This is a genomic window from Amycolatopsis sp. NBC_01480 (genome assembly GCF_036227205.1).
Classification (GTDB): Bacteria; Actinomycetota; Actinomycetes; order Mycobacteriales; family Pseudonocardiaceae; genus Amycolatopsis.
Map to the genome: position 1 here is coordinate 1,767,595 of NZ_CP109442.1, position 24,901 is coordinate 1,792,495.

A 24,901-nucleotide genomic window follows, 5' to 3' on the forward strand; every position below is an offset into this window, starting at 1 on the left:
TTCGTGTGCCTTTATTCCGTCGTACCCCGCCCCGGCTCCGCGGGGCCGGACGGGCTCGCGGATACTCGACTGCGGGTGGTGCCCGCGTCGGCCCCGCCCACCATTGTCCCCGCGGGTACGACAAGAACGACCGGAGGCCCGGATTTGCAGACCGGAGACGTCGTGACGACCGAGGGTGGCGCCCGTCCGGCCCCGCCCGCGGACCGGTACGGCACGGTCGGCCGGAGCGGGTCGAAGCGCTGGCGGCGGTGGCTGTTCACCGGCATCGCGGTGGTGGTGAGCTGCGTGATCGCCTGGGTGGCGTACGTCAACCTCGGCGACGCCCCGATCGACGCCGAGCGGGTCGCGTTCGAGAACCGCCCGGGCAACGCGATGGAGATCACGATCAACGTCACGCGCGACCAGCCCGACAAGGCCGGGGTCTGCGTCGTCCGCGTGCGGGACCGAGCGGGCGCGGAAAGCGGCCGGCGGGAAGTCCTGGTCCCCGCCGGGGCCGGGCACAGCCGGGTGGACGTGGTGGTGAAGAGCATCGGGATGCCGGTGACCGCCGACGTTTACGGCTGCTCGTACGACATACCACGGTATATGTCAACCCCATAGCGGCCAACGGGGTGATGCGCGCGGCGAGCGACCGCGCCACGTGGGAATTGACCGGCGTCGCGCTGTCATGCCGTGATACGCTGATTCACCAGCACGGCCCGAGGCGGGCCGTGTTTTTCCTTTATCTCAACCGCGTGGGCAATCCTTGTTCGCGCGGTGGCCGGCTTGTACACCCAAGCCTGGCAGGCCCGACGAGGAGATGGTGACCGTGAGCGACACCAAGGTGACCTGGCTGACCCAGGATGCCTACGACAGGCTCAAGCACGAGCTCGACGAAATGATCGAGAATCGTCCGGTCATCGCAGCGCGGATCAACGACAGCCGCGAAGAGGGAGACCTCAAGGAGAACGGCGGCTACCACGCGGCGCGCGAGGAGCAGAGCCAGGCCGAGGCGCGCATCCGCTACCTCCAGGAGCTGCTGCGCTCGGCAAAGGTCGGCGAGGCGCCCGCGGACGACGGCACCGCCGGTCCGGGCAAGGTGCTGACCGTGCGCTACGACGGGGACGACGACGAGGAGAACTTCCTGCTCGCCACCCGTGAAGAGGGCGCCGAGGGCGGGATCGACGTGTACTCCCCGGAGTCGCCGCTGGGCAAGGCCCTGCTCGGCGCCAAGGAGGGCGAGGCCCGCGAGTACGAGCTGCCCAACGGCAAGATCCAGAAGGTCACCCTGGTCAAGGCCGTGCCCTACATCAAAGCCTGATCCCCCGGCGCGCGCCCGGCCTTCGCGGCCGGGTGCGCTCACGGCGGTCTAGCGTGGCTCCCGGTAATGAAACTGGGAGGAAACCATCATGAGCACCGAACCGATGTGCCTCGCCTGCGGCATGCAGTACGCCGGGCCGAGGGACAACTGCCCGGTCTGCGAGGACGAGCGCCAGTACGTCCCGGCCGCCGGCCAGCGGTGGACGGACCTGGCCACGCTCCGCGCCGGCGGCTCGTACCGCCCGCGGGTGCAGGAGCAGGGACCGGGCCTGGTCGGCGTCGGGTCGGACCCGAAGTTCGCGATCGGCCAGCGCGCCCTGCTCGTGCAAGCGGAGTCCGGCAATTTCCTGTGGGACTGCGCGGCGTACCTCGACGACGCGCTGATCGCGAAGATCACCGAACTCGGCGGCCTGACCGGCATCGCGATCAGCCACCCGCACTACTACACGACGATGGTGGAGTGGGCGCGCGCCTTCGACGTGCCCGTCTACCTGCACGAGGACGACCAGCAGTGGATCGGGCGGCCCGACCCGTCGATCAAGCTGTGGTCCGGCACCACCCTCGACGTGGCCGACGACCTGCGGCTGATCAACCTGGGCGTGCACTTCGCGGGCGGCACCGTGCTGCACTGGCCGGGCGGTGAAGAGGGGCGCGGCGCGCTGCTTTCGGGCGACATCGTGCAGGTCGTGCCGGACCGCACGCACGTCGGCTTCATGTACAGCTACCCGAACCTGATCCCGGAGCGGCCGAGCGTCGTGCGCCGGGCCGCGGAGCTGCTCGAGCCGTACCGCTTCGACGCGATCTACGGCGCCTGGTGGGACGCGATCGTGCGCTCCGACGGGCACGAGGTCGTCCAGCGCTCGGCCCGGCGGTACCTTGCTCACGCGCTGGAAGCGTTCTAGGCCAAGGGTTTCCGCACCGCGCGGGGTGAGCTAGCCCCGCGCGGTGCGCTCCAGCAGCGGGCGCACGCGCGGCGGCACGGGCGTCGACAGGGCGATCGAGGTCGACGTGCGCAGGACGTCGGTCACGCCGACCACCTCGTCGATCACCCGCTGCAGGTCGTCGTTGTCCCGCGCGACCAGCCGGACGAACAGGTCACCCTGCCCGGTCGTCGCGTGCACCTCGCACACCTCGTCGATCGCCGCGAGCGCCTCGGCGACCCCGGAACGCTTGCCTTGCGCGATTTCCAGCACGGCGAACGCGGTGAGGCTGTAGCCCATCGCGGCGAGGTCGAGCTCCGGCGGGAAGCCACCGAGGACACCGCGCTCGGTCAGCCGGTCGAGCCGTGCCTGCACCGTGCCCCGGGCCACGCCGAGCCGGCGCGCGCATTCCAGCACGCCCAGCCGCGGCGAGTCGGTGAGCAGCAACAGCAGCCGCGCGTCGAGCGAGTCCAGCATCGTCATCTCCCTGCGCAGGTTGTCCAGGATGACCTTCGGCTATCCGGTTCTACTGGTCAGCCTGTCCAGCGTAATCGACGACCATTGCTCATCTTGCCCTTCACCACGGATGCTTTCTGACATGACCAACACCATGGATCCGCAGAGCGCGCTCGACGACGTCAGCTACGACCAGCTCCGCCAGCTCGTCGGCCTGGTCGACCACGACGCGGCCGCCGACCCGTTCCCGGTCAAGTCCCTCGACGCGGTGGTGTTCGTCGCCGGCAACGCGACGCAGACTGCCTGGTTCTACCAGGTCGCGTTCGGGATGCGCCTGGTCGCGTACTCGGGCCCGGAGACGGGGCACTTCGACCGCAAGTCGTTCGTGCTGAAGTCCGGCTCGGCGCGGTTCGTCATCACCGGCGGCGTGCAGCCCGGCTCCCCGCTGCTGGACCACCACCGCCGGCACGGCGACGGCGTCACCGACCTGGCGCTGGAGACCACCGACGTCGACAAGTGCGTGGCGCACGCCCGCGCGGAGGGCGCGACGATCCTGGAGGAGCCGCACGACGTCTCCGACGAGCACGGCACCGTGCGGATGGCCGCGATCGCCACGTACGGCGAGACCCGCCACTCGCTGATCGACCGGTCCCGTTACAACGGCATCTACCTGCCCGGTTACGAGCCGCGAGAGAGCGCCGTCAAGCGTCCCGAGGGCGCGCCGAAGCGGCTGTTCCAGGCCGTGGACCACTGTGTGGGCAACGTCGAGCTCGGCAAGATGGACTACTGGGTCGACTGGTACCACCGCGTCATGGGCTTCGTGAACATGGCGGAGTTCATCGGCGACGACATCGCCACCGACTACTCGGCGCTGATGAGCAAGGTGGTGTCGAACGGCAACCACCGGGTCAAGTTCCCGCTCAACGAGCCGGCCGTGGCGAAGAAGAAGTCGCAGATCGACGAGTACCTGGAGTTCTACGAGGGCGCGGGCTGCCAGCACATCGCCCTGGCCACCAACGACATCATCCAGACGATCACCGCCATGCGCGCCGCGGGCGTCGAGTTCCTCGACACGCCGGACTCCTACTACGAGGACCCGGAGCTGCGCGCGCGGATCGGCGAGGTGCGGGTGCCGATCGAAACGCTGAAGGAACACAAGATCCTCGTCGACCGCGACGAGGACGGCTACCTGCTGCAGATCTTCACCCAGCCGATCGGCGACCGCCCGACGGTGTTCTACGAGCTGATCGAGCGGCACGGTTCGCTCGGCTTCGGCAAGGGCAACTTCAAGGCCCTGTTCCAGGCCATCGAGCGTGAGCAGGAGCGCCGCGGGAACCTCTGACCCGGCCACTCCCCCAGTAGCGAACGGCCCGCTCGCGACGAACTCGTCGCGAGCGGGCCGTTCGCTACTTTGCGCTACTTCTCGCTGCGCGCGGTGCACGGTTGGGGCTTGTTTGCGCCGATTGACCGGGATGCGAAACTGGATTGATCGGCGCAATCCGGGCTGAAACGGAACCGGCGGCCGACCGGCGCCGTCACTGTGGGGAAGTCAGCGAATCAGACAGGGGGCCGATGCCGGACAGCATCGACGCCAGTCAGCAGATGGTCGACGGCTGGACACGCCAGCTCAAGGAGACCGCCGCGCGCTACCAGGCGATGGCCGAGCGTATGCAGGGCCAGACCGTCACCGAGCGGTCGAAGGACGGTCTGGTCGAGGTGACCGTGGATGCCAAGGGGCTGCTGAAGAACCTGGTGATCGCCGAGTCCGCGAACGGCAAGCGGATGGCCGAGGTGTCCGCACTGGTGATGCAGCTCGTGCAGAAGGCGCAGTCGCGGATTCCCGAGCTGCTGCAGCAGGCCGCGGCGGAAACCGTCGGCGGAGACGGCACCACGGACGCGCTGGTGGAGAAGGCGAAGGGCTCGTTCCCGGCGCCGCCGGAGGAGCCGGCCGCGCCGGAGCCCGACCACGGACGTCGCTTCATCCCCGAGGACACCGAGCCGCCACCACCGCCGCCGCCCGCACCGCCGCGGCAGCAGGCCCCGCCTCCTCCGCCGCCACCACCGCGTCGCCGCCGGTCCCAGCCGGACGACGATGACGACAACTTCGGCGGACCCATCCTTTCCTGACGTTCGGGGCTGTTCAGCGGCCAATCTAGGGGGACGAAACTCATGGCACCGAAGGGATTCGAGGTCGGCACCGACCTCGAAGCGCACGCCCGCCGGCTCGACGCGCTCGGCGACGCGCTGCAGCAGGCCGCCGACGCCGCGAACCAGGTCAGCATGCCCACGGACGCGTACGGCATTCTCTGCCAGCCGTTCCGGATGATGCTCGACCCGGTGGAGGAGTACGGCATCAACGCGCTCAAGGACACCGTCACCGCGATGGACGGGCAGGCGCAGAAGGTGCGTGACGCGGCGAAGGCCTACCAGAGCTACGAAGGTGACGTCGCCGGCTCGATGAAGGCGGGTGACTGATGGCGGAGGCGAACCCGCTGGTCGTCCAGCCCGAGCAGGACGGCGACGGCCCCGGCCCGCTGACCGCGGGCAACGGGGACTACGGCTACGGCACGGGCATCGGCGTCGCCGAGTCCGCGGTGGACGCGTTCAACGGCATCAAGGACGGCGACTGGGTCTCCGGCGGCCTCGGCGTGCTGAGCCTGGCCGGCGAGATCGCGGGCGCGGCGATCGACCCGTTCGGCTACCTGCTGTCGTCCGCGGCGTCGTTCCTGATGGAGCACGTGCAGCCGCTGAAGGACATGCTCGACTCAGTGGCGGGTGACCCGCCGGTGATCCAGTCGTACGGCGAAAGCTGGGGCAACGTCTCGAAGTCGCTGGAGGAACAGCAAACCCAGCTGGCGAACGCGGTGAAGACCGGCACCGCGGACTGGAAGGGCGACGCCGCCGACGCGTACCGCAAGTCCTCCGCGGAGGCCGCCGAGGCGATCGGCGGCGCCGCGACGGTGGCGAGCGCCATCGGTACCGTGACGACGATCATGGGCGAGGTCGTCGCGTTCGTGCGCGAGACGGTCCGCGACCTGATCGCCGACCTGGTGGGCAAGCTGATCGCGTGGGTGCTGGAGGAGGTCTTCTCCCTCGGCTTCGGCACGCCGGTGGTGATCGCGCAGGCGGTCGCGGCGATCGCCAAGTGGGGCGAGAAGATCAGCGAGCTGCTCACGAAGCTGTGCGACACGATGCGCCGGGTTTCGCCGCTGCTGGGCAAGCTCGCCGACGTTTTCACCAAGATCATCAAGGTTCTCGGCAAGCTGGCCGGCAAGGTGACCGGCCTCGATGTGATCAGTACGAAGAACATCAAGGCGGGTGGGTTTCTTCAGCGCGGCGGTGCCGGTGGGGGCAGCGGCGGGCATCACGGTGGTGGGGACGGGGATTCTTCCGGGTCCGGATCTGGTGAGGGCTCCGGGTCTGGTGGGGCTGATGGCGAGGGGGCTGGCTCGGGTTCTGGTGGGGCCGACGGTGCCGGGTCTGGCTCGGGTTCGGGTGGCTCGGATTCCGGCTCTGGGGGCGGTTCGGGTTCCGGTTCAGGTGGCTCGGGCTCCGGCGGTTCGGGTTCCCACCGCTCGGGTTCCGATGGCGATTCCCCTTCCTCGGGCGGCAGTTCCCGCAGGTCGGACGGCGGCTCTTCGTCCACAGGGGACAGTTCTCCGTCGCACCGCTCCACGGGGAACGGCACCCACGGTGACAGCGGCCCGTCCGGCGGCGGCAACGGTGACGGTGGCCCGTCGGGCGGCGGCAGCGCCTCGTCCCACAGCGCTGGCGGTGCCTCTTCCCACTCGGCAGGCGGCGGCTCCTCCACCCCGTCTGGTGGCTCCTCTTCCCATGCCTCGAACGGAAACGGCTCTCCGTCGCACAGCGGTGGTTCGCCGTCGCACGCCGATGGCGGGCGCTCCTCGGCACCGTCCGGCGGCGGTTCGACGCCGCATTCGGGCGGCGGCAATTCGGCGTCGCATTCCGGTGGTGCGCCGTCGGGCGGCGGTTCCGCATCGCATTCCGGTGGAGGTTCCGCGCCGCATTCGGGTGGCGGCTCGGCGTCCCACTCGGGTGGTGGCGGGGCGTCTCATTCCGGTGGGGGTTCCGCAACTCACGCGAGTGGGGACAGCTCGGGTGGTGGTTCGCGTCGGGGCGACAGCTCGACGTCGGCTAGTGGTTATGCACCGTCCCGCGTGAACGAGCCCACGACCGGCGCCCCGGCCCCGCGTAGTGGGGATTCGCCGGGTGGATCCGCGCCGCAGCAAGGACAACCGGCTGCTGGAGGCTCGATGCCACCCGGTGGCGGTGCTTCGGGTGGCGCTCCCGGAGGCGGCGCTCCTGGCGCCCGCCCCGGCGCCGGTGGCGGTTGGACCGGTACGCCCGGCAGTCCTGGTGCCCGCACCCCGCACACTCCGGACGCGTCCACCGGACGCCCAGGCCCCGACCGCTCCGTCCCCGGCCAACGCCGCTCCAGCGACACCGACCCCCGCGGACCCCAGAGGCCCGGTGACACCAACACCCGCGGTCCTCAGCGACCCGGCGACGGCACCGGCCCCGCGCCCCGGCGGCCGAGCGATGCGCCGGAGCCCGTGGCGCGCGGATCGCCAGGGGCCGCGACTCAGCCGGGCACCCAGCGGCCCGGCACGCATCCCGGTGGCGGCAACGGTCCTGGGAACACCAGGCCCGGCCCCGAAGGTCCACATCGGACACCCGAAAGCAACACTCCCCGCCGCGACACCACAGGCCCGCCGCATCACGACTCACCGGGTGCGCAGCACAACAACACCCCTGACCAGCACAGTCCCCATCACGACGCTCCGAACCAGGACGCTCCGCACCACGGGGACCCGCAGGACGGGCACCACGACGCTCCACACCAAGACAACCCCAACGAACCCCTCACCCCCGACGAGGTCAACCAGCACCACTCCGAAAGCACCCCCGCCGGCAGCTCCTACCACCGCGGCGACGCGGACATGGGTGACCTGCCCCATCGCGTCCAGCCGGATCCGGACGGGCGGTTCACGGCCGATGTGCACGTGACGCCGGATGGGCACGCGCGCATCGGGGATCGGCTGTACACGCCGGAGGAGTTCGCGGATGTCTTGCGGCGCAACGGGGATTACGACGGACGGCCGATCCGGCTGATCGGGTGTGATGCGGGGTCCAACGACTTCGCGCACCGGCTCTCGCGGGAGCTGGACACCGAGGTGATGGCGCCGAACAAGCCGGCGTGGACCGACTCGCATGGGCGGGTCTTCTCGTCCGACTACGAAATCGGGCCGGACGGGCGGATGCGGCCGCGGATTCCGCCGGACGGGGAGTGGTCCGTGCACCGGCCGGACGGCACCTCGCACCATGTCGGGGACGATGGGTTCGCGCCGGACACCCAGCGGCACGATCCGCATGACGTCGATGCGGACAGCTCGCGGCACCGTGGCGAAGACAACGCCGACGAGCCGGAGGACTGGCGCGACCGGCCCGGGCCCGACGGGCGGACGCCGCGGGAGAACATCGAGGACCCCGAGTACATCAAGAAGCACTACTACGAGACGACCCACAACGGCGTGCGGGAGCTGCGCATCCGGCATACGGCCGCCGATCCCGAGAACCCGCCGCACCCGCTCGACCTCGTCGACGGCAAGCCGACGTTCAAGCACGACCGGCCCGCCGCCGAGTCGCTCGGGTTCGACGAGGAGCGCTCGTCGACGCATGCGCCGCAGCGTGACCAACCGTCGTCGGAACACGAATCGAGCCACGAAGCGGGACACACAGCGGAAACCGGAGGGAACGACACCCCCAGCACCGAAGGCCACGTGCCCGGCCCGCACTCCGACACCCGCAACTGGCGCGACCACGACTACGACGCCATCGAGGACCGCATCGCCGATCGCGAAGCCAAAAAGGCGATCCTCGACGACACCCCGACCGACGACGACGGATGGAAATCGGCCCACAACGCCAAAAACGACGCCTCCGAGGTGCTGGGCGAGGAGGCTTCCGGCCATGCGGTGCGCGACCGCCTGCACCGCGAGTTCAGCGAGGCGTTCCCCAAGGACGACTTCGACGTGCGGCCACATCCCGACGCGCCGGAGGGCAGCCACCGCTACCAGATCGTCGACTCCGACGGCAATGTGCGCGCGGACATCACCCCACGCCACCCGATCGACGGCGAGAAACCCGGACCCGGCAACTTCGACCACATCTGGGAAGTCGACCACCACGACGGCGGCGAGCCGCACTACATCGTCCACGAGGCGAAAGGCCCCGGCGGCGGGACGAGCGAGCGTTACCTGCCCGAGGTCGCCCGCACCTACAAACAGGGCCATCCCGCTTACTTCGGCGACATCGTCAAGCGGATGGCGCTCACCGACCCCGGGCTGGCGAACGCGCTGGAGCGTGCGAAGCTCGAGAAGCGGCTCGACTACATCGAGGTGCGCGCGCTCGTCGACGAGTCCGTCACGCCCCATCGCAACCTCGGTTACGATTACAAGCCGTTCAACGGTTACGACTACGAGTCACCGTTGCGGCCGCCCGGTTCGGCACCACGCAGCGAGGAATGAGATCGATGACCACCGTGGAAAGGCACCCGATCGACGTCGAGCTGGCGTGGAAGCAGATCGAAGCGCTCTCGCCCCAGGTCGGTTTTTACCTGGACTACGTGGAGAAGGACACCGCCGCGCTGGCGAACGTGCTGCGCCGTGAGCTGATGCTCACCCAGTACCGGAGCGTGGTCGACCCGGACTCGGCCGACCCCGACACCTGGGACGCCCTGCATACCGCCGCGCAGGCCGCCGCGGCGATCTTCGCCGCGGCCGGCACCGACGCCGAGGTGGAGGCGGTGATCGGCCGTCCGATGCGGTTCGCCGGGACCGGGCCGAACGAGCGGGCGGACCCCGGCGCATGGCTCACCGCCGCCTGGCTCGCCGTGATCACGCGGGACGACACGCTGATCCAGCAGCTGGCGTCCGTGCCGCTGGACCTGCTGCGCGCGTCCGGAGTCGAACACGACGCGTACATGTACCCATGGGTCGAAACCCTGCAAACCTTTCTGTCCCACGGGGAAGTGACGCCAGAGCTGTTCCTGCCGGCGATGGACGGCACAGACCCGGACACCGCGCGATTCACGCCGCCGGACGCGATGATGCGCCTGGTCTACCCGCCGATCCGGATGTTCTATTACCTGCTCCGCCGCGATTCCGCGAAGTTCGCCGACGCGTACACCGACGCGCTGGAGCAGCACCGGGCCTACTGGACCGCGGGCGGCAACGAGGTGCAGCCCGACGGGTTCGTCGCGTTCGCGCCGCTGGCGGTCGCCGTGCTGGCGCGGTCGGCCGGGATGACCGTGGACGTCCGGTCCGGCTACACGCCGTTGAACCTGCTCCTGGGCACCCGGCCGGCGGACGGCTGAGCGAAATGACCCAGCCTCCCGCCCCGCTCGGCCCGGACGGGCAGCGTGACCTCGTCGCCCGCCTCGGCCAGGCCCTCGTTTCCGCCACGGCGCCCGGCTGGCGCCGGATCCAGGTCGACTACCGGGCCGCCGGACGGCACGTCGAGGTGGACGTCCTGGTCGTCGCGCCGGACGGGCGCGCGCACCCGCTCCGGCCACACCCGGAAGCGGTGCGGCTGCTCGGCGTGCTGCGCAGCGGCATGTACCAGCCGGGGCGTGGCACCTGGCTGAGCGCGACCCTGGTGTTCGACCCGCAACGGCCGCCGGCTGTCGAATTCCGGCCGGACCAGGAGCCCGTCTGGCGGCAGGCGCCGCCGCCGATCGGCTTCCAGGACGAGCTGCGGTTCTTCCCCCGGGCCGACCGGTTCCTCCCGCCATGGCTGCGCGCCAGGGCCGGGCTGCCGGCGGCAGCGGCGCCGCCCAGCCCGCCGCCGGGGGTGGTGAACCCGCCGGCCGAGACTGCGGACGACGTCAAGACGCCCCGCGTCTACGACGGCCTGGACGAGGCCGGACGGCCGGTCGTCGAGCGGGAGCCGCTTTCGCCCGGCGAACGCGAGCAGGTGCTCGCGTACCTGGACGCGGCGCCGGTGGTGCTCGCGGCGCGAACGTATGAGACCGACGCGTTCGACCCGTCGCGCACCGACGTCGTGCCCCTGACCTTCAGCACCGACGGCAGCTGGGTCTGGCCCGGCGCCGTCGCGTACTACCTGCGCGAGCACGAGGTCGCGCCGGATCCCGAGCTGCTGAGCCACATTCGCGGGCACCGGTTCGCCGTCCCGGAGGTCGGTGAGCCCGCTCGGGATCTAGCGCTGGCCTCGATCACCGGACCACCATCCACATAGGACGTCAGACGATGGTGAACCCCGCGTCCGCGAGGGCGGCTTCCACATCCGCGCAATGCTCGGGGCCACGGGTCTCCAGCGCCAGCGCGACATCGACCTCACCCAGCGCGAGGCTGCCCGAGATCCGCGAATGCTCCACGTCGAGCACGTTCGCACCCAAGTCCTTCACACAGCTCAGCACCGAGACGAGCGAGCCCGGGCGGTCCGGCACGCGCAGGTGCAGCTTGAGGTAACGGCCGCCGGCGGTCATGCCGTGCTGGATGATCTGCTGGAGCAGGACCGGGTCGACGTTGCCGCCGGACAGGATCGCGACCACTGGCGGCTCGAACGCGCCCGGGTGCTGCAGCAGCGCGGCCACCGTCGCGGCGCCGGCCGGCTCGACCACCAGCTTCCGCCGCTCCAGGCACAGCAGCACGGCGCGCGAGAGCGACTCCTCGGTGACCGTCACGATGTCGTCCACCAGCGAGGAAACGTGCGCGTAGCTGACCGGCCCCGGCTGGCCGACGGCGATCCCGTCGGCCATGGTGTGCAGCTCGCCCAGCCGGACCGGCGCCCCGGCGGCCAGCGAGGGCGGGAACGCGGCGGCGTCCTCGGCCTGCACGCCGACCACGCGCACGTCCGGGCGCAGCGCCTTCACCGCGGACGCGACGCCGCCCACCAGGCCCCCGCCGCCGGTCGCGACGAGCACCGTCTTCGCGCCGGGCACCTGCTCCAGGATCTCCAGGCCGACGGTGCCCTGCCCGGCGATCACGTCGACGTGGTCGAACGGGTGGATGAACACCGCGCCGGTGCGCTCGGAGAACGCGACCGCCTCGGCGAGCGTCTCCTCCAGCACGGCGCCGAACAGGTGCACGTCCGCGCCGTAACCGCGGGTCGCGGCCAGCTTCGGCAACGGCGCGCGCAGCGGCATGAAGACCGTCGAGGAGATCCCCAGCAGCGAAGACGCCAGCGCGACGCCCTGGGCGTGGTTGCCGGCGCTGGCCGCGACCACGCCGCGGGCCCGCTCCTCGGCGCTCAGGCCGTGAATGCGCGTGTACGCGCCGCGGATCTTGAACGAGCCGGTGCGCTGCAGGTTCTCGCACTTGAGGTACACCGGGCCGCCGTGGAGCCGCCGGAGGTCACGCGCGTGTTCCATCGGGGTGAGGCGCGTGATGCCCTCCAGGAGCTTGCGGGCCTCCTGAACGCGTTCGAGGCTGACCAGTTCCATGGTCGCGATGATGCCACCCACCTATGGCCGGAGTGCACCAGAGGAGGGACCGGTACGCTGATAACAGCAACCACACGTGATCAGGGAGTGCGACTATGGCCGCCGAGAGCGACGCGCCGAAAGCCCGGCGTCTGAGCGCGACCCGTTCGGCCGGTCTGCTGCCCCTCGCCATCGGCGTGGCCTCCGCCGTCGCGCTCACCGGCGCGGCCTTCTTCACCGTGGACGCGGCCGGCTGCGGCGGCCCCGCGCAGTACATCCGCCACGACAACCACGTCGAGCTGGTCGGCGGCTGCGTGGACGGCTCCGAGCTGTCCCCCGCCTCCCCCGCGGAGGAGGCGGCGGCGCACCACCCGGCGCCCAACGTCCACCCGCTGCCCAGCAGCTACCGCCCCTGAACCCCTCGTGAGTGTTCATGCCGGTTAGAACCGTCGCAGGCACTCACGAGTCCGGCCCGGGGCTCAGCCCAGCGCGGCGTTGAGGTCCGCGATCAGGTCACGGGGGTCCTCGATGCCGACCGACAGGCGGAGCAGGTCGGCCGGGACCTGGAGGGTGGAGCCGGCCGTGCTGGCGTGGGTCATCCGGCCCGGGTGCTCGATCAGCGACTCGATGCCGCCGAGGGACTCGGCCAGGATGAACAGCTTGGTGCGCGAGGCGACCTGCAGGGCCGCCTCCTCGCCGTCCGCGTGGCGGAACGACACCATGCCGCCGAAGCGGCGCATCTGCTTGGCCGCCGCCTCGTGGCCCGGGTGCTCGGGCAGGCCCGGGTAGTAGACCTTGGAGACCTTCGGGTGCTTCGCGAGCGTCTGCGCGATCAGCTCGGCGTTGTCGCTGTGCCGCTCCATGCGCAGCGCGAGGGTCTTGAGGCCGCGCAGGGTCAGCCAGGCGTCGAACGGGCCGGGCACCGCGCCGGCCGCGTTGCGCAGGTAGAACAGCTGCTCACGCAGGTCGTCCTCGTCGGTGACGACGGCGCCGCCGACCACGTCGGAGTGGCCGCCGAGGTACTTGGTGGTGGAGTGCACCACGATGTCCGCGCCCAGGGCCAGCGGGGTCTGCAGGTACGGCGTCGCGAACGTGTTGTCGACGACCAGCCGCGCGCCCGCGTCGTGCGCCACCCCGGCCAGCGCCGCGATGTCGGCGACGCCGAGCAGCGGGTTGGTGGGCGACTCGCACCAGATCAGCTTGGTCTCCGGGCGGATCGCGGCCCGCACCTCGTCGATCTTCGACAGGTCGGCCACGGTGTGCTCGATGCCCCAGAGGCTCAGCACCTTGTCGATCAGCCGGAACGTGCCGCCGTACGCGTCGTTGCCCAGCACCAGGTGGTCGCCCGGGCGCAGGACGGTCCGCAGCACCGCGTCGGACGCCGCCATGCCGGAGGCGAACGCGAGCGTGTGGCGCGCGCCCTCCAGTGCCGCGAGCGCCTGCTCCAGCGCGGTGCGCGTGGGGTTCGCGGTGCGCGAGTACTCGTAGTCGCCTTCGCGCGTGCCGCCGACGCCATCCTGCGCGTACGTCGAGGTCTGGTAGATCGGCACGATGACCGCGCCGGTGCGCGGATCGGGCTTCTGTCCCGCGTGGATCGCACGTGTTTCGAAGCCCAGGGCGGAGTAGTCGTCGACCATGCATCCAGGGTACGGCCCACCCCTGACAATCCCGTCAGGTGGGACTGATCTCACCAGCCGCCGGGAGGTCCGCCCTGGTAGGACTGGGCGGCGGGTTCGCCCTGGTGCGGCGAGGGTGCGGCGAAGCCAGGCGAGGCCGCACTTTCGGCCCGCTTCGGCCGCACCAGCAGCACGCTGACGACGCCGGTGATCAGCGCGGCCGCCAGCTCCGGCCAGACGTCCCAGTCGTGGACCGGCGCCTCGATCGCCGCGTTCACGAACGCCAGCGCCGCCGCCCCGATCGCCAACCGGCCGCCGAAGCGCTGGCCGCCGAGCAGCGCCACGCCCGCCGCGGTCACGACCAGCCAGCAGGCGAACTCGAGGACCAGCGCGACGACGCCGTTGCCGTCGCGCCAGTCGCTGATCGAGAACAGCGTGAGCAGGGTGCCGGTGACGCCGAGCGCCACCAGCACGAGCGTGCCGAGCAGGCGGTTCAGCGCCGGGTTGGCGGTCATCACCAGCCGCAGCCGGGACTGGCGCGGCGCGCGCCGGCCCTCGGCCACGGCCCGGTCGCGCCGGCGGTGGACGCCCCGGACGATCAGCCCCACCACGGCCAGCAGCAGCACCAGCGGCGCCAGCGTGAGGCAGCCGACCGTGCCGTACGCGCCGTCGACGTGGAACTCGAAGGACCGTTCGAGGAACTTCCCGTACGGCGCCTGAAGCAGCATCGGCTCCAGCAGCCCCAGCGCCACCGCGAGCACCCCGCCGGCGATCAGCAGGACCAGCCCGCCCGCCGGGCGAACGAACGTCGTGGCGGCGCCGGCGAGGAAAACCAGCCCTGCCAAGGCAAACAGCACGAGCACGGTCACCGAGCCGCCGGACTGGAGTTTCGGGAACAGCAGGATCGGCGTCGACACCGCGATCCCGCCCATGCCGAGGCCGAGCAACGCCGTCACGGTCCAGGTCGCGCCGGCGCCACGACGCGGCTGAAAGCCGTACGTCAACGAATTCCCCTCGCCGCGATCACCAGCCCTGCGGGCCGCCTCCCTGCTGCGGAGAGTACCCACCCGGGTACTGCTGGATGCCCGGGTTCGGAGTGCCGAGGCCGACCCACAACGCGGTCGGCTTCACGATCACCAGGATCAGGGTGGCGATCGGCGGCAGGATCGACAGGATCGAGCCGAACGCGCCGTAGCCCACGGCGATCGCGCTGGTGCTGAAGCCCCTGGTGCCAATGAGGTTGAGGACCAGCGAGACCACGGTGTACGCGATCGCGAGGCCACTGGCGATCATCACGCACATTCGGCCGATCGGCTTGTGCATGATCAGCGTGATGGCGCCGAAGAGCAGCAGCCCGGCCATCGCCAGGTTCACCACCAGCGACACGATGCCGAGCACCAGGAAGTGGCCGGAAATCCCGACGATGATCGCGATGGAGCCGATCACGCTGATCACCGAGACGATGCCGCCGAGGATCGCCAGCACCGCGGCGGTGATGGCGGTGCCACCGCTGGGCTTGGGCTGCTGGATCGAACCCGGACCGCCCGGGTAGGCCGGGAACGGCTGCTGGCCGTACGGCTGCGGCTGCGCGCCGAACGGCTGGCTCGGCTGACCGTACGGCTGCTGCTGCGGCTGCCCGTACGGCTGTTGCTGCTGCGCCGGGAACGGCTGGCTCGGCTGGCCCGGATACGGCTGCTGTCCCGGATATGGCTGCTGCCCGGGGTACGGCTGCTGCCCCGGTTGCTGGGGTCCAGGGTTCTGCGGTCCTGGGTTCTGGGGGTAGGTCACGGGGCGTCCTCGAGATCCGGCGGGCGGTGTCGGGGATCATCGTGCCAGGTCGGCGCGCCGTTCGGGGCGTAAATCACCACTGTCCCGGCGAGTGCGCCCCGTACGGAGGCACCGCCGGCGTCCGATACCGGAGGTAGGAGAAGGTCGGCGGCAGCGCGGAGAGGACCAGCACGAGCGGCGAGAGCACGCACAGCGCCGCCCGGCCCGCGCCGGGTGCGTTGTGCAGCCCGAAGACCGACTGGAAATAGGCCGCGCAACCGGTGGTGCTGACGAGCGTCGACTCGACCAGCAGCGCGCCGATCGCGAGCAGCGCGCCGAGGATCAGCAGGACCGCGCCCGCGGTCGCGCGGAAGATCGTGCCGAGCGCGCCGAGCAGCAGGACCAGTCCGCCGACGAGGTACCCGCCGAGGTCCACGAGTGTCCACATAGGAAGGTCGCCGAGGCTGAAACCGGACGGGATGCCGAGGAACACCGTGACGGGCACGTAACCGGCGGCCACGGCGGCGGCCAGCCCGAGCAGCGCGGCGATGACCGCCGTGGCACCAGACGGGCGCCGGGCCGCCGAGGATTCGCCGGGCTCCGGCGACTGCGGTGCGTCTCGGTACGGGCCACCCACTCCTGCTCCCCCATCAGCTCGCACCGGAAACGACGGCGCTCACCATAGCCCGGAAAACGCGGCCGTGGACCGGAAATGGAGAAGGAATGAAGAAGCCGTGCCCGTACCTCCCCGCTCTCGGAATGGATCAAGATCGATAACGCGAACTGTTACCGAAAAACCGCATTTCTCAATTCCTCGCGAATAACTGCTGGGAACGGCGAAGGGCCCCTTCAGCGCGTTGTCGGCGCTGAAGGGGCCCTTCGACCACGGAACGTCAGGCAGTCACCACTGCTGCTGCGGCGGCTGGCCGTACCCGCCCGGCTGACCGGGCGGCGGGCCGTAACCCGGCGGCGGCTGCTGGCCCGGGGGCGGGCCGTAACCGGGAGGCGGGCCGTAGCCCGGCGGGGGCTGCTGGCCGTAACCGCCCGGCTGCTGCGGCTGTCCCGGCTGCGGGAATCCGCCGCTGCCCGGCTGGCCGTACTGCGGCTGCCCCGGCTGCTGCGGCTGTCCCGGCTGACCGAAACCGGGCTGCTGGAAGCCACCGCTGCCCGGGTTCTGCCCGCCCGGCTGACCGAACCCGGGCTGCTGGCCCGGCTGTCCGAACTGTCCCGGCTGCTGGCCGAAACCGGGCTGCTGCTGGCCCGGGCCGCCGAAGCCACCGGGGCCGCCGAAGCCGCCCGGCAGCTGCGGGCCGGCGTCGCCGCCGAGCCCGACGAACTTGGCGGTCGCCGGGATCAGGCCGAGCACGCCGACCACCAGGATCACGATGCCGAAGATGAGCGTCGGCAGGCCCGCGGTGCTGGTGGGGCCGTTGGAGCCGGCGCCGGCCGCCTGCATCTGCTTGAGGTAGGAGCTGCTCACCGTCGTCCCGTTGAGCAGCAGGACCGAGAACACGCCGAGGATCAGGCCGCCGGCCGCGACCACGATGGGCACGAACTTCTTGAGCCCGCCGAGCTTGCCCGCGAGCGCGAGCCCGACACCGCCGACGAGGCCGATGACCGAGGCGACCAGGATCAGGATGACGTAGAACATCACGGTGCCGGGGCTGGCGAGCCCCGCTGCGCTCAGTGCCTTGTCGACGGTGGCCTGCGGCACGCCTTCGATGGCCTTCGAGTAGTCGCTGGCGTCGCCGAGGTAGCTGAACGAAATGATCAGCGCCACCAGCGCGAGCACGGCCGTGACGCCGCCGGCGATGTAGCCGAACAGGCCCGCGCCGGCGGAACCGCCTGCCGGGGCACCGAATGCGGGCTGCGCGCCGAAGCCCGGGGGCTGCTGGCCGAACCCGCCCTGCGGCGGCTGGCCGAAGCCACCCGGGGCGCCGAAGCCCTGGGGCTGCTGGCCGGGCTGGCCGAACGCGGCCTGCGGGTCGCCGGGCTGACCCGGCTGCCCGAACGGCTGGCCGGGCTGGCCGAAGCCGCCCTGCTGGCCGAATCCGCCGACCGCGGCCGGGTTGTCGGCCGCGCTCGGCGGCGGGGCGTACGGAATGGCGGGCGGCTGCTGGCTGGGCGCGACCATCTGCGTCGCCTCGGCGCCGCCGTCGGTCATCGGGTTGACCATCTGCGTCGCGTTCGCGTCACCCGGCTGGCCCCCGCCCGGCTGCACGACCTGGGTCGGCTCCGGCGTCTCGCCGAAAGCACCCCCGCCGTAGGAGGGCTGCGGCTGGCCCGGCTGGACCACCTGCGTCGGCTCCGACGTGCCGAACGGACTGTCCTGCTGAGGTGTGGGACCACTCGGTGGGCCCTGCGGCGGCTGCTGGCCGCCGTCCCAGGGCTGGTTCGGTGGCTGCGGAGCACTCATGTGGGTCTTGAACCCCCTTGACGAGGACGCGAAAAAGTTCTATCGCGACCACGCTATCGGATAGCGGGGCAAGGCGCTCGTAACGCCCCGGCCCGCTATGCCGATTTACCGCGCCTTACCGCCCGGCGAGGAAGCCCAGCAGGTCGTGCCTGGTGACGACGCCCGCGGGCTTGCCGTCGATCAGCACCAGCGCACCGTCCGCGGCCTCGAGCGCCTTCATCGCCGAACTGACCTGCTCGCCGGCGCCGATCGTGGGCAGCGGCGGCGACATGTGCGCGTCCAGCCGGTCGGCCAGCTGCGCCTTTCCGGTGAACAGGGCGTCGAGCAGGTCGCGCTCGTTGACCGCGCCCACCACCTCGGCCGCCATCACCGGCGGCTCGGCGCTGACCACCGGCATCTGGCTCACGCCGAACTCGGACAGGATCGCGACGGCCTCGGCGACCGTCTCGTTCGGGTGCGTGTGCACCAGGCTGGGCAGCGAGCCGCTCTTCTTCGTCAGCACGTCGCCGACCGTCGCGCCCGAGGAGTCGGGCGGGAGGAAGCCGTAGGAGGACATCCAGTCGTCGTTGAAGACCTTGGTGAGGTAGCCGCGGCCGCCGTCGGGCAGCAGCACCACGATCACGTCGTCCTCGGTCAGCCGCTCGGCCAGCTTCAGCGCGGCGGCCACGGCCATGCCGCAGGAGCCGCCGACGAGCAGGCCCTCCTCCACCGCGAGGCGGCGGGTGATGTCGAACGAGTGCGCGTCGGAGATCGGGATGATCTCGTCGGCGACCCCGCGGTCGTAGGTCTCCGGCCAGAAGTCCTCGCCGACGCCCTCGACCAGGTAAGGCCGCCCGCTGCCGCCGGAGTAGACGGAGCCCTCGGGGTCCGCGCCGACGACCTGGACGCGCCCGTCGCTGGCCTCCTTGAGGAAGCGGCCGGTGCCGGAGATGGTGCCGCCGGTGCCGACGCCGGCGACGAAGTGCGTCACCTTGCCGTCGGTCTGGCGCCAGATCTCCGGGCCGGTGGAGTGGTAGTGGCTGGCCGGGTTCTCCGGGTTGGCGTACTGGTTGGGCTTCCAGGCGCCGTCGATCTCGCGGACCAGGCGGTCGGAGACGTTGTAGTAGGAGTCCGGGTGCTCGGGCGCGACCGCGGTGGGGCAGACCACCACGCGGGCGCCGTACGCGCGGAGCACGTTGCGCTTGTCCTCGCTGACCTTGTCCGGGCAGACGAACACGCACTTGTAACCCTTGCGCTGCGCGACCATGGCGAGCCCGACGCCGGTGTTGCCCGAGGTCGGCTCGACGATCGTGCCGCCCGGCTTCAGCTCGCCGGAGCGCTCGGCGGCCTCGATCATGCGCAGCGCGATGCGGTCCTTGACGCTGCCGCCCGGGTTCACGTACTCGACCTTCGCGAGCACCAGCGGCTTCAGCCCCTCGGTCAGCGCGTTCAGCTTGACCAGCGGGGTGTTGCCCACCAGATCCACGATGTGCTCGGCGTACTCCACGACTGCGCTCCTGCCCTTCCGCGCCGGATCTCGGCGGTCGCCGTCCAGCCTAAACGCTTGACCTGCGCTGCCGTCCACTCAGCCGGGTGCGGATGCCCCGGGCGGGAACACGGTGCCGGTGAAGTCGGGCGGCACCGCGTAGGTGGCCCCGGTGAAGTCCGCCTTGGTCTCGAACGCGGCGCCGCGGAAGGTGGTCTCCCCGAAGAAGCGCGCCTTGGCGAACACCGCCGAGCGGGCGCGGCAGTACTTCAGCGAGAAGTCGAACAGCTCCGCGCCGGTCAGGTCGAGGTCGATGGCCGGCCAGAACCAGGCGTCGCCGCCGTCCTCGGCCGGGTGCAGGTGCACGGTCAGGATGCGCTGCGCGGCCTTGCGGACCTGCGTTTCGCCGGCCGACTCGTCGAACGGCATCCGCAGGTACGCGCAGAGCAGGTTGACGATGGTCTGGCGCTGCAGCGGGTGCTCCTGGGCCAGCCGTTCCAACGCGTAGAGCCCGGCGAAGCGGACCGGCGCCTTGTCGGCGCCGAGCTGGTCGGCGGCCTTGCCGTACATCTCGGTGATGCGGCGCTGGGTCGCGTCGTGGTCCTTCTGCTCCAGGTCGAGTTCGGCGGAGCGCTGGCGGCGCGCGGCGAGCAGCAGGGCGGCGGCCCCGCCGGTGCCGACGACGACGTTCGCGGCCGTGCGCAAGGCGTCCAGGCGGGCCGAGTCCTGCGGGCTGCCGCCGCCGAGCGTGGTCAGCAGCAGCACGGCGGCGGCTGCGGCGACCACGATCAACCCGGCCCCCCACCACAGGATCGTGCTCGTGCGCAGGGCCCGGCTCCGGTTCGTCACGGCGGAGATCCTGCCAGTGGCGGGAGTGGCCCACGTCGCCTTCGGCTTTCCGGCGGGCGTGACAGGCGGCACTATGGTGAGCAACCGCTTAGCGCCGACGACCCGAGGAAGTGTCCACGCCATGCCCGAAGCCGTCATCGTCTCCACCGCCCGCTCCCCGATCGGCCGCGCCGGCAAGGGTTCGCTGGTCAGCATGCGACCCGACGACCTGGCCGTGCAGATGATCAGGGCGGCCCTGGACAAGGTCCCGCAGCTCGACCCGGCCGACATCGACGACCTGCTGCTCGGCTGCGGCCTGCCCGGCGGCGAGTCCGGGTTCAACATGGGCCGCGCGGTCGCCGTCGAACTCGGGTACGACCACCTGCCCGGCTGCACGATCACGCGGTACTGCTCCTCCAGCCTCCAGACCACCCGGATGGCGATGCACGCGATCAAGGCCGGCGAGGGCGACGTCTTCATCTCGGCCGGCGTCGAGGCCGTCTCGCGGTTCGCGAAGGGCAGCTCCGACTCCTGGCCGGACACGCACAACCCGCTGTTCGCCGACGCCGAGAACCGCACCAAGGCCACCGCCGAGTCGGGCTCGGACAGCTGGACCGACCCGCGCACCGAGGGCAACGTGCCCGACGTCTACATCGCGATGGGCCAGACCGCGGAGAACCTGGCGCGGCTCAAGGGCGTCACGCGCGAGGACATGGACGAGTTCGGCGTGCGGTCGCAGAACCTCGCCGAGAAGGCCATCGCCGACGGCTTCTGGGCCAAGGACATCACGCCCGTCACGCTGCCGGACGGCACCGTGGTGTCGAAGGACGACGGCCCGCGCGCGGGCGTCACGCTCGAGGGCGTCTCGGGCCTGAAGCCGGTGTTCCGCGCCGACGGCCGTGTGACGGCCGGCAACTGCTGCCCGCTGAACGACGGCGCGGCGGCCGTGGTCGTCATGTCCGACACCAAGGCCAAGCAGCTGGGCCTGACGCCGCTGGCGCGCGTCGTGTCGACCGGCGTCACCGGGCTTTCGCCGGAGATCATGGGCTACGGCCCGGTCGAGGCGTCGAAGCAGGCGCTCAAGCGCGCCGGTCTGTCCATTTCGGACATCGACCTGGTGGAGATCAACGAGGCGTTCGCCGCGCAGGTCATCCCGTCCTACCGCGATCTGGGCATCGACCTGGACCGGCTGAACGTCAACGGCGGCGCGATCGCGGTCGGCCACCCGTTCGGCATGACCGGCGCCCGCATCACCTCGACGCTGATCAACTCCCTGCAGCACCACGACAAGCAGTTCGGCCTCGAGACCATGTGCGTCGGCGGCGGCCAGGGCATGGCGATGGTGCTGGAGCGCCTTTCCTGACAGCTGCGTGAAAACGAAAGGGGCCGCTCACACCAGAGCGGCCCCTTTCGTTGTGCGACAAGGTCAGTGCATCGGCACCGGCGGCGCGACCGGCTCGGCCGAGTCCGCCGCGGTTTCCGGGATGAAGCGCTTCTTCGGCAGGAAGAACGCGGGGATCAGGCACAGCGCCAGCAGGATCGTCGCCCAAAGGAACGTGGTCGCGAACGAGTCGGCGGTCAGCGAGGCCGCCGCGGTGTGGGTCTGCGGGTTCAGCGTGGCGGCCGTGGCCGCGAGCTGGCCCTGGCTCGTCGAGACGCCGAACTTCGCCGCCAGCAGCGCGGCCAGGATGATCGACATGATCGCGGAGCCGATGGCGCCGGCGGTCTGCTGCACGATGTTCGTCGCCGTGGACGCCTTGGCCATGTCCTTGGGGCGCAACGTCTGCAGCGCGGCCGAGGTGATCGGCATCATCGTGCAGCCCATGCCGATGCCCATCACGAACAGCGAGGACAGCAGCAGCCCGTACGACGTGGTCGAGCCGACCTGGGTGAAGACCACCATGCCGAGCACGATCAGCCCCAGGCCGGGCAGCACGATGCGGCGCGCGGCGATCTTGTCGGCCAGCCGGCCGGTGATCGGCATCGCGAGCATCGCGCCGAGGCCCTGCGGCGCCAGCAGCAGCCCGGCGTGCAGTGCGGATTCGCCGCGTACCAAGGTGAAGTACGTCGGCAGGAGCAGCATCGCGCCGAAGAAGCCGACGCAGAACACCGACATGGTGATCATCGCGACCGAGAACGGCCGGTTGCGGAACAGCTTCAGGTCGATCAGCGGGTGGTCCACCCGCAATGCCCGCAGCACGAACGCGACGAGCAGCACCAGCCCGGCCAGCGCGGGCAGCCACACCTCGACCGCGCCGACGGTGCCGGTGGACGGGATCCGCGAGACGCCGAAGATCAGCGCCGCCAAGCCCGGCGACACCATCAGCATGCCCACGAAGTCGAACCGGCCCGAGGGCTCCGGGTCGTCCTTCGGCAGCAGGCGCAGCGCGAGCAGGAAGGCGAGCACGCCGATCGGCACGTTGATGTAGAAGATCCAGCGCCAGCTGACCGCGTCGACCAGCCAGCCGCCGAGGATCGGGCCGCAGATCGGGCCCAGCAGCATCGGCACGCCCAGCACCGACATCACCCGGCCGATCCGCTGCGGGCCGGCCGCGCGGGTCAGGATCGTCATGCCCGCCGGCATCAGCATGCCGCCGCCGAGTCCTTGCAGGACGCGGAAGATGATCAGCGACTCGACGTTCCAGGCCAGCCCGGCCAGCATCGAGCCGACCAGGAACGTGCCGATCGCCAGCAGGTACAGCCGTTTCGTGCCGAACCGGTCCGAGGCCCAGCCGGTGACCGGGATGACCGTGGCCAGCGCCAGCATGTAGCCGGTGGCGACCCATTGGATCGTGTCGAACGAGGTGGTGAACTCGAGGGTCAGCTTCTGCAGCGCGACGTTGACGACCGTGGTGTCCAGGATCGCCATGATCGCGCCGAGCACCACCACCGAGGCGACCTTCAGCACGCCCCGGTCGAGTTTGTCCTCGAGCCCGGTGGCGGCCGGGCTCTCTTGAGCAGGCATGCGGAACCCCATCTTCGAATCAGGAAGGCGCAAGCCCGGTGGCGGTGCCGACCGGTCCCCCTTGCGCGACCCGGCCGAGGGTAGTTGATCCGTGCAAGGAAATGCCAACGATTTCGCCGAAAGGCGAGAAGGGACGCAGAAGGGGATTTTTCACCGTCCGCGGTGGAACGGCGAAAAATCCCCTCGGTGCGGGAAAGTTCAGCAGATGCTGTCGGTCGGCACCGGGTTGCCGAGGCCGAACAGCGGCCGCAGCCTGATCCCGATCCACGTGCCGCCGAGCGCGAAGATCCCCCACAGCCAGCCGTGCAGGCTGCCGACCGAAATGCCGCCGAGGTACGCGCCGATGTTGCAGCCGCCGGCCAGCCGCGCGCCGATGCCCATCAGGATCCCGCCGAGGATCGCGGCGACCGCGGTGCGCCACGGGATCGAGCTGTGGATCTTCCACGCGCCCGCCGCCGCGGCCGCCACCGCGGCGCCGATCATGATGCCGATGTCGGTGAGGCTGGTCTTGTCCTTCCAGATCGGGCCGCTCAGCGAGGTCGCGTTCGCCTTGAGCCGCCAGAACTCCCAGTGCTCCGGGTGCAGCCCGAACACCTGCAGGATCTTCGCGCCCCACAGGCTGAACGCGCTGGTGACTCCCCAGATCCCGCCGGAGACCAGGTAAACGGCGCCGGCCAGCACCCCGAGCACGACGGCGCCGACGAGCATCGGCCACGCGCCGCGGTAGACCCGCGCGAACCCGCGGGCGGTGGGCACGGCGTCGACCGGCGGTGGCAGGCGCCGCTTCTGGACGGTGCGCGTGACCAGCACGATGGCGGCGAGCACGACGATGGTGATCGCCCACGAGCCGAACCAGCCGACGTGGTCGGCGAGCAGGATGCCCGGAACCTGGGGCCAGCCGTCGAAAATCGGGTAACCCCAGGTGTAGAGCACCGAGCCGGTGATGAACCCGCCGAGCGTGAGCACGATCGTCGACTGGCCGGAGCCGACCGCGAACAGCGTGCCGGACGCGCAGGCGCCGCCCAGCTGCATGCCGATCGCGAACAGCGTGGCGCCGACGAACAGGGCCACCCCGATCGGCCCGACGTTCGCCACCGGCACCGGTTTGCTGCCGAAGAGCCCGGCGCCGGTCCCGCAGATCAAGGCGATCAGCGTGGCCGCCGTGCCGAGCAGCAGGGTGTGGGCGCGCAGGCCCTGGCCGTTGCCGACGGCGATCAGCTGCCGCCAGGCGGAGGTGAATCCGAACCGCGAGTGGAACAGGGCCAGCCCGAGCAGCAGCCCGAGCACGAGCAGGACGCCGAACTTCGCGCCGTAGCTCGCCCAGACGAACCAGGTCAGGCCGATCGCGAGCGCGCCCGCGACGACCAGCGGCACGACCCGGACCGGCTCTTCGGGCTGGGGCACGGGCGCGGCGCAGGAGGTGGGGAAATCGAGGAGTTTGTTGTCTCCGGCTGGGGATTCAGTGGTCGCCACCAGGACTCCTGGTCTTCTCGGTGGAGCAGGGCGCCAAAGGTTAGGGCGAGTGACCGACTGGTCGCAGCCTGTCCCACAGAGTGCGACGAACGGACACTGCGCCGTTATTGCCAATCCGACCACAGTCACGGCGAGATCGGCTATGTCCGAAGGGTCGCCACTGCCCGCCTTCTTTTGGGCCGGATTGGCAAAGGAGGCGTCCGGATGGACTCCGGACGCCCCCTTTGTTACAG

Annotated in this window: 22 protein-coding genes; 11 read left to right on the forward strand and 11 right to left on the reverse strand. The window is 70.9% G+C overall.

Features of this window, described 5'->3' with window-relative positions; all coding sequences use genetic code 11:
* Positions 1-144 precede the first annotated feature (144 nt).
* The 3 genes from OG371_RS08210 (at position 145) to OG371_RS08220 (ending at position 2,201) form a co-directional block, all read left to right on the forward strand.
* The gene (locus tag OG371_RS08210; RefSeq protein ID WP_442876090.1) at positions 145-600 is read left to right on the forward strand and encodes a DUF4307 domain-containing protein; all 456 of its coding nucleotides are present in this window, start codon (positions 145-147) and stop codon (positions 598-600) included.
* Between the two features lie 199 nt (positions 601-799).
* Positions 800-1,300 (forward strand): transcription elongation factor GreA, encoded by a 501-nt coding sequence (gene greA / locus OG371_RS08215; protein WP_329067192.1) that lies wholly within the window; start codon positions 800-802, stop codon positions 1,298-1,300.
* An 88-nt stretch (positions 1,301-1,388) separates the two neighbouring features.
* Positions 1,389-2,201 (forward strand): MBL fold metallo-hydrolase, encoded by an 813-nt coding sequence (locus OG371_RS08220; RefSeq protein WP_329067194.1) that lies wholly within the window; start codon positions 1,389-1,391, stop codon positions 2,199-2,201.
* A 30-nt stretch (positions 2,202-2,231) separates the two neighbouring features.
* Here OG371_RS08220 and OG371_RS08225 read toward each other — a convergent pair whose 3' ends face one another.
* Positions 2,232-2,696 (reverse strand): Lrp/AsnC family transcriptional regulator, encoded by a 465-nt coding sequence (locus OG371_RS08225; RefSeq protein WP_329067196.1) that lies wholly within the window; start codon positions 2,694-2,696, stop codon positions 2,232-2,234.
* A 121-nt stretch (positions 2,697-2,817) separates the two neighbouring features.
* Here OG371_RS08225 and hppD point away from each other — a divergent pair, with 121 nt between their 5' ends.
* From hppD to OG371_RS08255, 6 genes are all read left to right on the forward strand, one after another.
* On the forward strand, positions 2,818-4,017 hold the full coding sequence (hppD, locus tag OG371_RS08230; RefSeq protein WP_329067197.1) for a 4-hydroxyphenylpyruvate dioxygenase: 1,200 nt from the start codon (positions 2,818-2,820) through the stop codon (positions 4,015-4,017).
* 230 nt (positions 4,018-4,247) lie between these two features.
* On the forward strand, positions 4,248-4,802 hold the full coding sequence (locus OG371_RS08235; RefSeq protein WP_329067199.1) for a YbaB/EbfC family nucleoid-associated protein: 555 nt from the start codon (positions 4,248-4,250) through the stop codon (positions 4,800-4,802).
* Between the two features lie 42 nt (positions 4,803-4,844).
* Entirely contained in the window at positions 4,845-5,150 is a 306-nt protein-coding gene (locus OG371_RS08240) for a type VII secretion target (protein WP_329067201.1), read from the forward strand.
* Positions 5,150-9,223 (forward strand): hypothetical protein, encoded by a 4,074-nt coding sequence (locus OG371_RS08245; RefSeq protein WP_329067204.1) that lies wholly within the window; start codon positions 5,150-5,152, stop codon positions 9,221-9,223. The genes OG371_RS08240 and OG371_RS08245 overlap by 1 nt, the downstream gene beginning before the upstream one ends.
* 5 nt (positions 9,224-9,228) lie before the next feature.
* Positions 9,229-10,071 carry an immunity 49 family protein gene (locus tag OG371_RS08250; RefSeq protein ID WP_329067205.1) on the forward strand — a complete coding sequence of 281 codons (843 nt, stop codon included), beginning with the start codon at positions 9,229-9,231 and terminating at the stop codon, positions 10,069-10,071.
* 5 nt (positions 10,072-10,076) lie between these two features.
* A complete protein-coding gene (locus OG371_RS08255; RefSeq protein WP_329067207.1) occupies positions 10,077-10,952 on the forward strand; it encodes a ferredoxin in 876 nt (291 codons plus the stop codon).
* 4 nt (positions 10,953-10,956) lie between these two features.
* Here OG371_RS08255 and ilvA read toward each other — a convergent pair whose 3' ends face one another.
* Complete coding sequence (gene ilvA / locus OG371_RS08260; protein ID WP_329067209.1) at positions 10,957-12,159, reverse strand: threonine ammonia-lyase; 1,203 nt, start codon at positions 12,157-12,159, stop codon at positions 10,957-10,959.
* 95 nt (positions 12,160-12,254) lie between these two features.
* Here ilvA and OG371_RS08265 point away from each other — a divergent pair, with 95 nt between their 5' ends.
* Positions 12,255-12,554, forward strand: coding sequence for a hypothetical protein (locus tag OG371_RS08265; RefSeq protein WP_329067210.1), 300 nt, complete (start codon positions 12,255-12,257; stop codon positions 12,552-12,554).
* Between the two features lie 63 nt (positions 12,555-12,617).
* Here the strand turns inward: OG371_RS08265 and OG371_RS08270 are convergent, their stop codons facing one another.
* The 7 genes from OG371_RS08270 to OG371_RS08300 all read right to left on the reverse strand — a co-directional run bounded on the left by OG371_RS08270 (position 12,618) and on the right by OG371_RS08300 (position 20,251).
* The gene (locus OG371_RS08270) at positions 12,618-13,775 is read right to left on the reverse strand and encodes a cystathionine gamma-synthase (RefSeq protein ID WP_329067211.1); all 1,158 of its coding nucleotides are present in this window, start codon (positions 13,773-13,775) and stop codon (positions 12,618-12,620) included.
* Positions 13,776-13,825: 50 nt separating this feature from the next.
* Positions 13,826-14,758 carry a hypothetical protein gene (locus OG371_RS08275; RefSeq protein WP_329067212.1) on the reverse strand — a complete coding sequence of 311 codons (933 nt, stop codon included), beginning with the start codon at positions 14,756-14,758 and terminating at the stop codon, positions 13,826-13,828.
* A gap of 19 nt (positions 14,759-14,777) precedes the next feature.
* Complete coding sequence (locus OG371_RS08280; protein WP_329067214.1) at positions 14,778-15,542, reverse strand: hypothetical protein; 765 nt, start codon at positions 15,540-15,542, stop codon at positions 14,778-14,780.
* 73 nt (positions 15,543-15,615) lie between these two features.
* On the reverse strand, positions 15,616-16,158 hold the full coding sequence (locus OG371_RS08285; RefSeq protein ID WP_329067217.1) for a hypothetical protein: 543 nt from the start codon (positions 16,156-16,158) through the stop codon (positions 15,616-15,618).
* A 264-nt stretch (positions 16,159-16,422) separates the two neighbouring features.
* Positions 16,423-17,817 carry a hypothetical protein gene (locus tag OG371_RS08290; RefSeq protein ID WP_442876149.1) on the reverse strand — a complete coding sequence of 465 codons (1,395 nt, stop codon included), beginning with the start codon at positions 17,815-17,817 and terminating at the stop codon, positions 16,423-16,425.
* Between the two features lie 235 nt (positions 17,818-18,052).
* On the reverse strand, positions 18,053-19,423 hold the full coding sequence (locus tag OG371_RS08295) for a cystathionine beta-synthase (protein ID WP_091612175.1): 1,371 nt from the start codon (positions 19,421-19,423) through the stop codon (positions 18,053-18,055).
* A 78-nt stretch (positions 19,424-19,501) separates the two neighbouring features.
* Positions 19,502-20,251, reverse strand: coding sequence for a pentapeptide repeat-containing protein (locus tag OG371_RS08300; RefSeq protein WP_329067222.1), 750 nt, complete (start codon positions 20,249-20,251; stop codon positions 19,502-19,504).
* 121 nt (positions 20,252-20,372) lie between these two features.
* Between OG371_RS08300 and OG371_RS08305 the strand changes: the two genes are divergently transcribed.
* A complete protein-coding gene (locus OG371_RS08305) occupies positions 20,373-21,593 on the forward strand; it encodes an acetyl-CoA C-acetyltransferase (protein WP_329067225.1) in 1,221 nt (406 codons plus the stop codon).
* Between the two features lie 63 nt (positions 21,594-21,656).
* On the opposite strand, the gene OG371_RS08310 is transcribed toward OG371_RS08305, so the two are convergent.
* The gene (locus OG371_RS08310) at positions 21,657-23,195 is read right to left on the reverse strand and encodes a DHA2 family efflux MFS transporter permease subunit (protein ID WP_329067227.1); all 1,539 of its coding nucleotides are present in this window, start codon (positions 23,193-23,195) and stop codon (positions 21,657-21,659) included.
* Between the two features lie 198 nt (positions 23,196-23,393).
* Positions 23,394-24,668 (reverse strand): YeeE/YedE family protein, encoded by a 1,275-nt coding sequence (locus OG371_RS08315; RefSeq protein ID WP_329067229.1) that lies wholly within the window; start codon positions 24,666-24,668, stop codon positions 23,394-23,396.
* Positions 24,669-24,901: the final 233 nt, after the last annotated feature.

Bases quoted from the DNA above. Each gene is read 5' to 3' on its own strand.
- greA (WP_329067192.1), top strand. From the start codon at position 800: ATGGTGACCGTGAGCGACACCAAGGTGACCTGGCTGACCCAGGATGCC.
- OG371_RS08220 (WP_329067194.1), top strand. From the start codon at position 1,389: ATGAGCACCGAACCGATGTGCCTCGCCTGCGGCATGCAGTACGCCGGG.
- OG371_RS08225 (WP_329067196.1), bottom strand. From the start codon at position 2,696: ATGCTGGACTCGCTCGACGCGCGGCTGCTGTTGCTGCTCACCGACTCG.
- hppD (WP_329067197.1), top strand. From the start codon at position 2,818: ATGACCAACACCATGGATCCGCAGAGCGCGCTCGACGACGTCAGCTAC.
- OG371_RS08235 (WP_329067199.1), top strand. From the start codon at position 4,248: ATGCCGGACAGCATCGACGCCAGTCAGCAGATGGTCGACGGCTGGACA.
- OG371_RS08240 (WP_329067201.1), top strand. From the start codon at position 4,845: ATGGCACCGAAGGGATTCGAGGTCGGCACCGACCTCGAAGCGCACGCC.
- OG371_RS08245 (WP_329067204.1), top strand. From the start codon at position 5,150: ATGGCGGAGGCGAACCCGCTGGTCGTCCAGCCCGAGCAGGACGGCGAC.
- OG371_RS08250 (WP_329067205.1), top strand. From the start codon at position 9,229: ATGACCACCGTGGAAAGGCACCCGATCGACGTCGAGCTGGCGTGGAAG.
- OG371_RS08255 (WP_329067207.1), top strand. From the start codon at position 10,077: ATGACCCAGCCTCCCGCCCCGCTCGGCCCGGACGGGCAGCGTGACCTC.
- ilvA (WP_329067209.1), bottom strand. From the start codon at position 12,159: ATGGAACTGGTCAGCCTCGAACGCGTTCAGGAGGCCCGCAAGCTCCTG.
- OG371_RS08265 (WP_329067210.1), top strand. From the start codon at position 12,255: ATGGCCGCCGAGAGCGACGCGCCGAAAGCCCGGCGTCTGAGCGCGACC.
- OG371_RS08270 (WP_329067211.1), bottom strand. From the start codon at position 13,775: ATGGTCGACGACTACTCCGCCCTGGGCTTCGAAACACGTGCGATCCAC.
- OG371_RS08305 (WP_329067225.1), top strand. From the start codon at position 20,373: ATGCCCGAAGCCGTCATCGTCTCCACCGCCCGCTCCCCGATCGGCCGC.
- OG371_RS08310 (WP_329067227.1), bottom strand. From the start codon at position 23,195: ATGCCTGCTCAAGAGAGCCCGGCCGCCACCGGGCTCGAGGACAAACTC.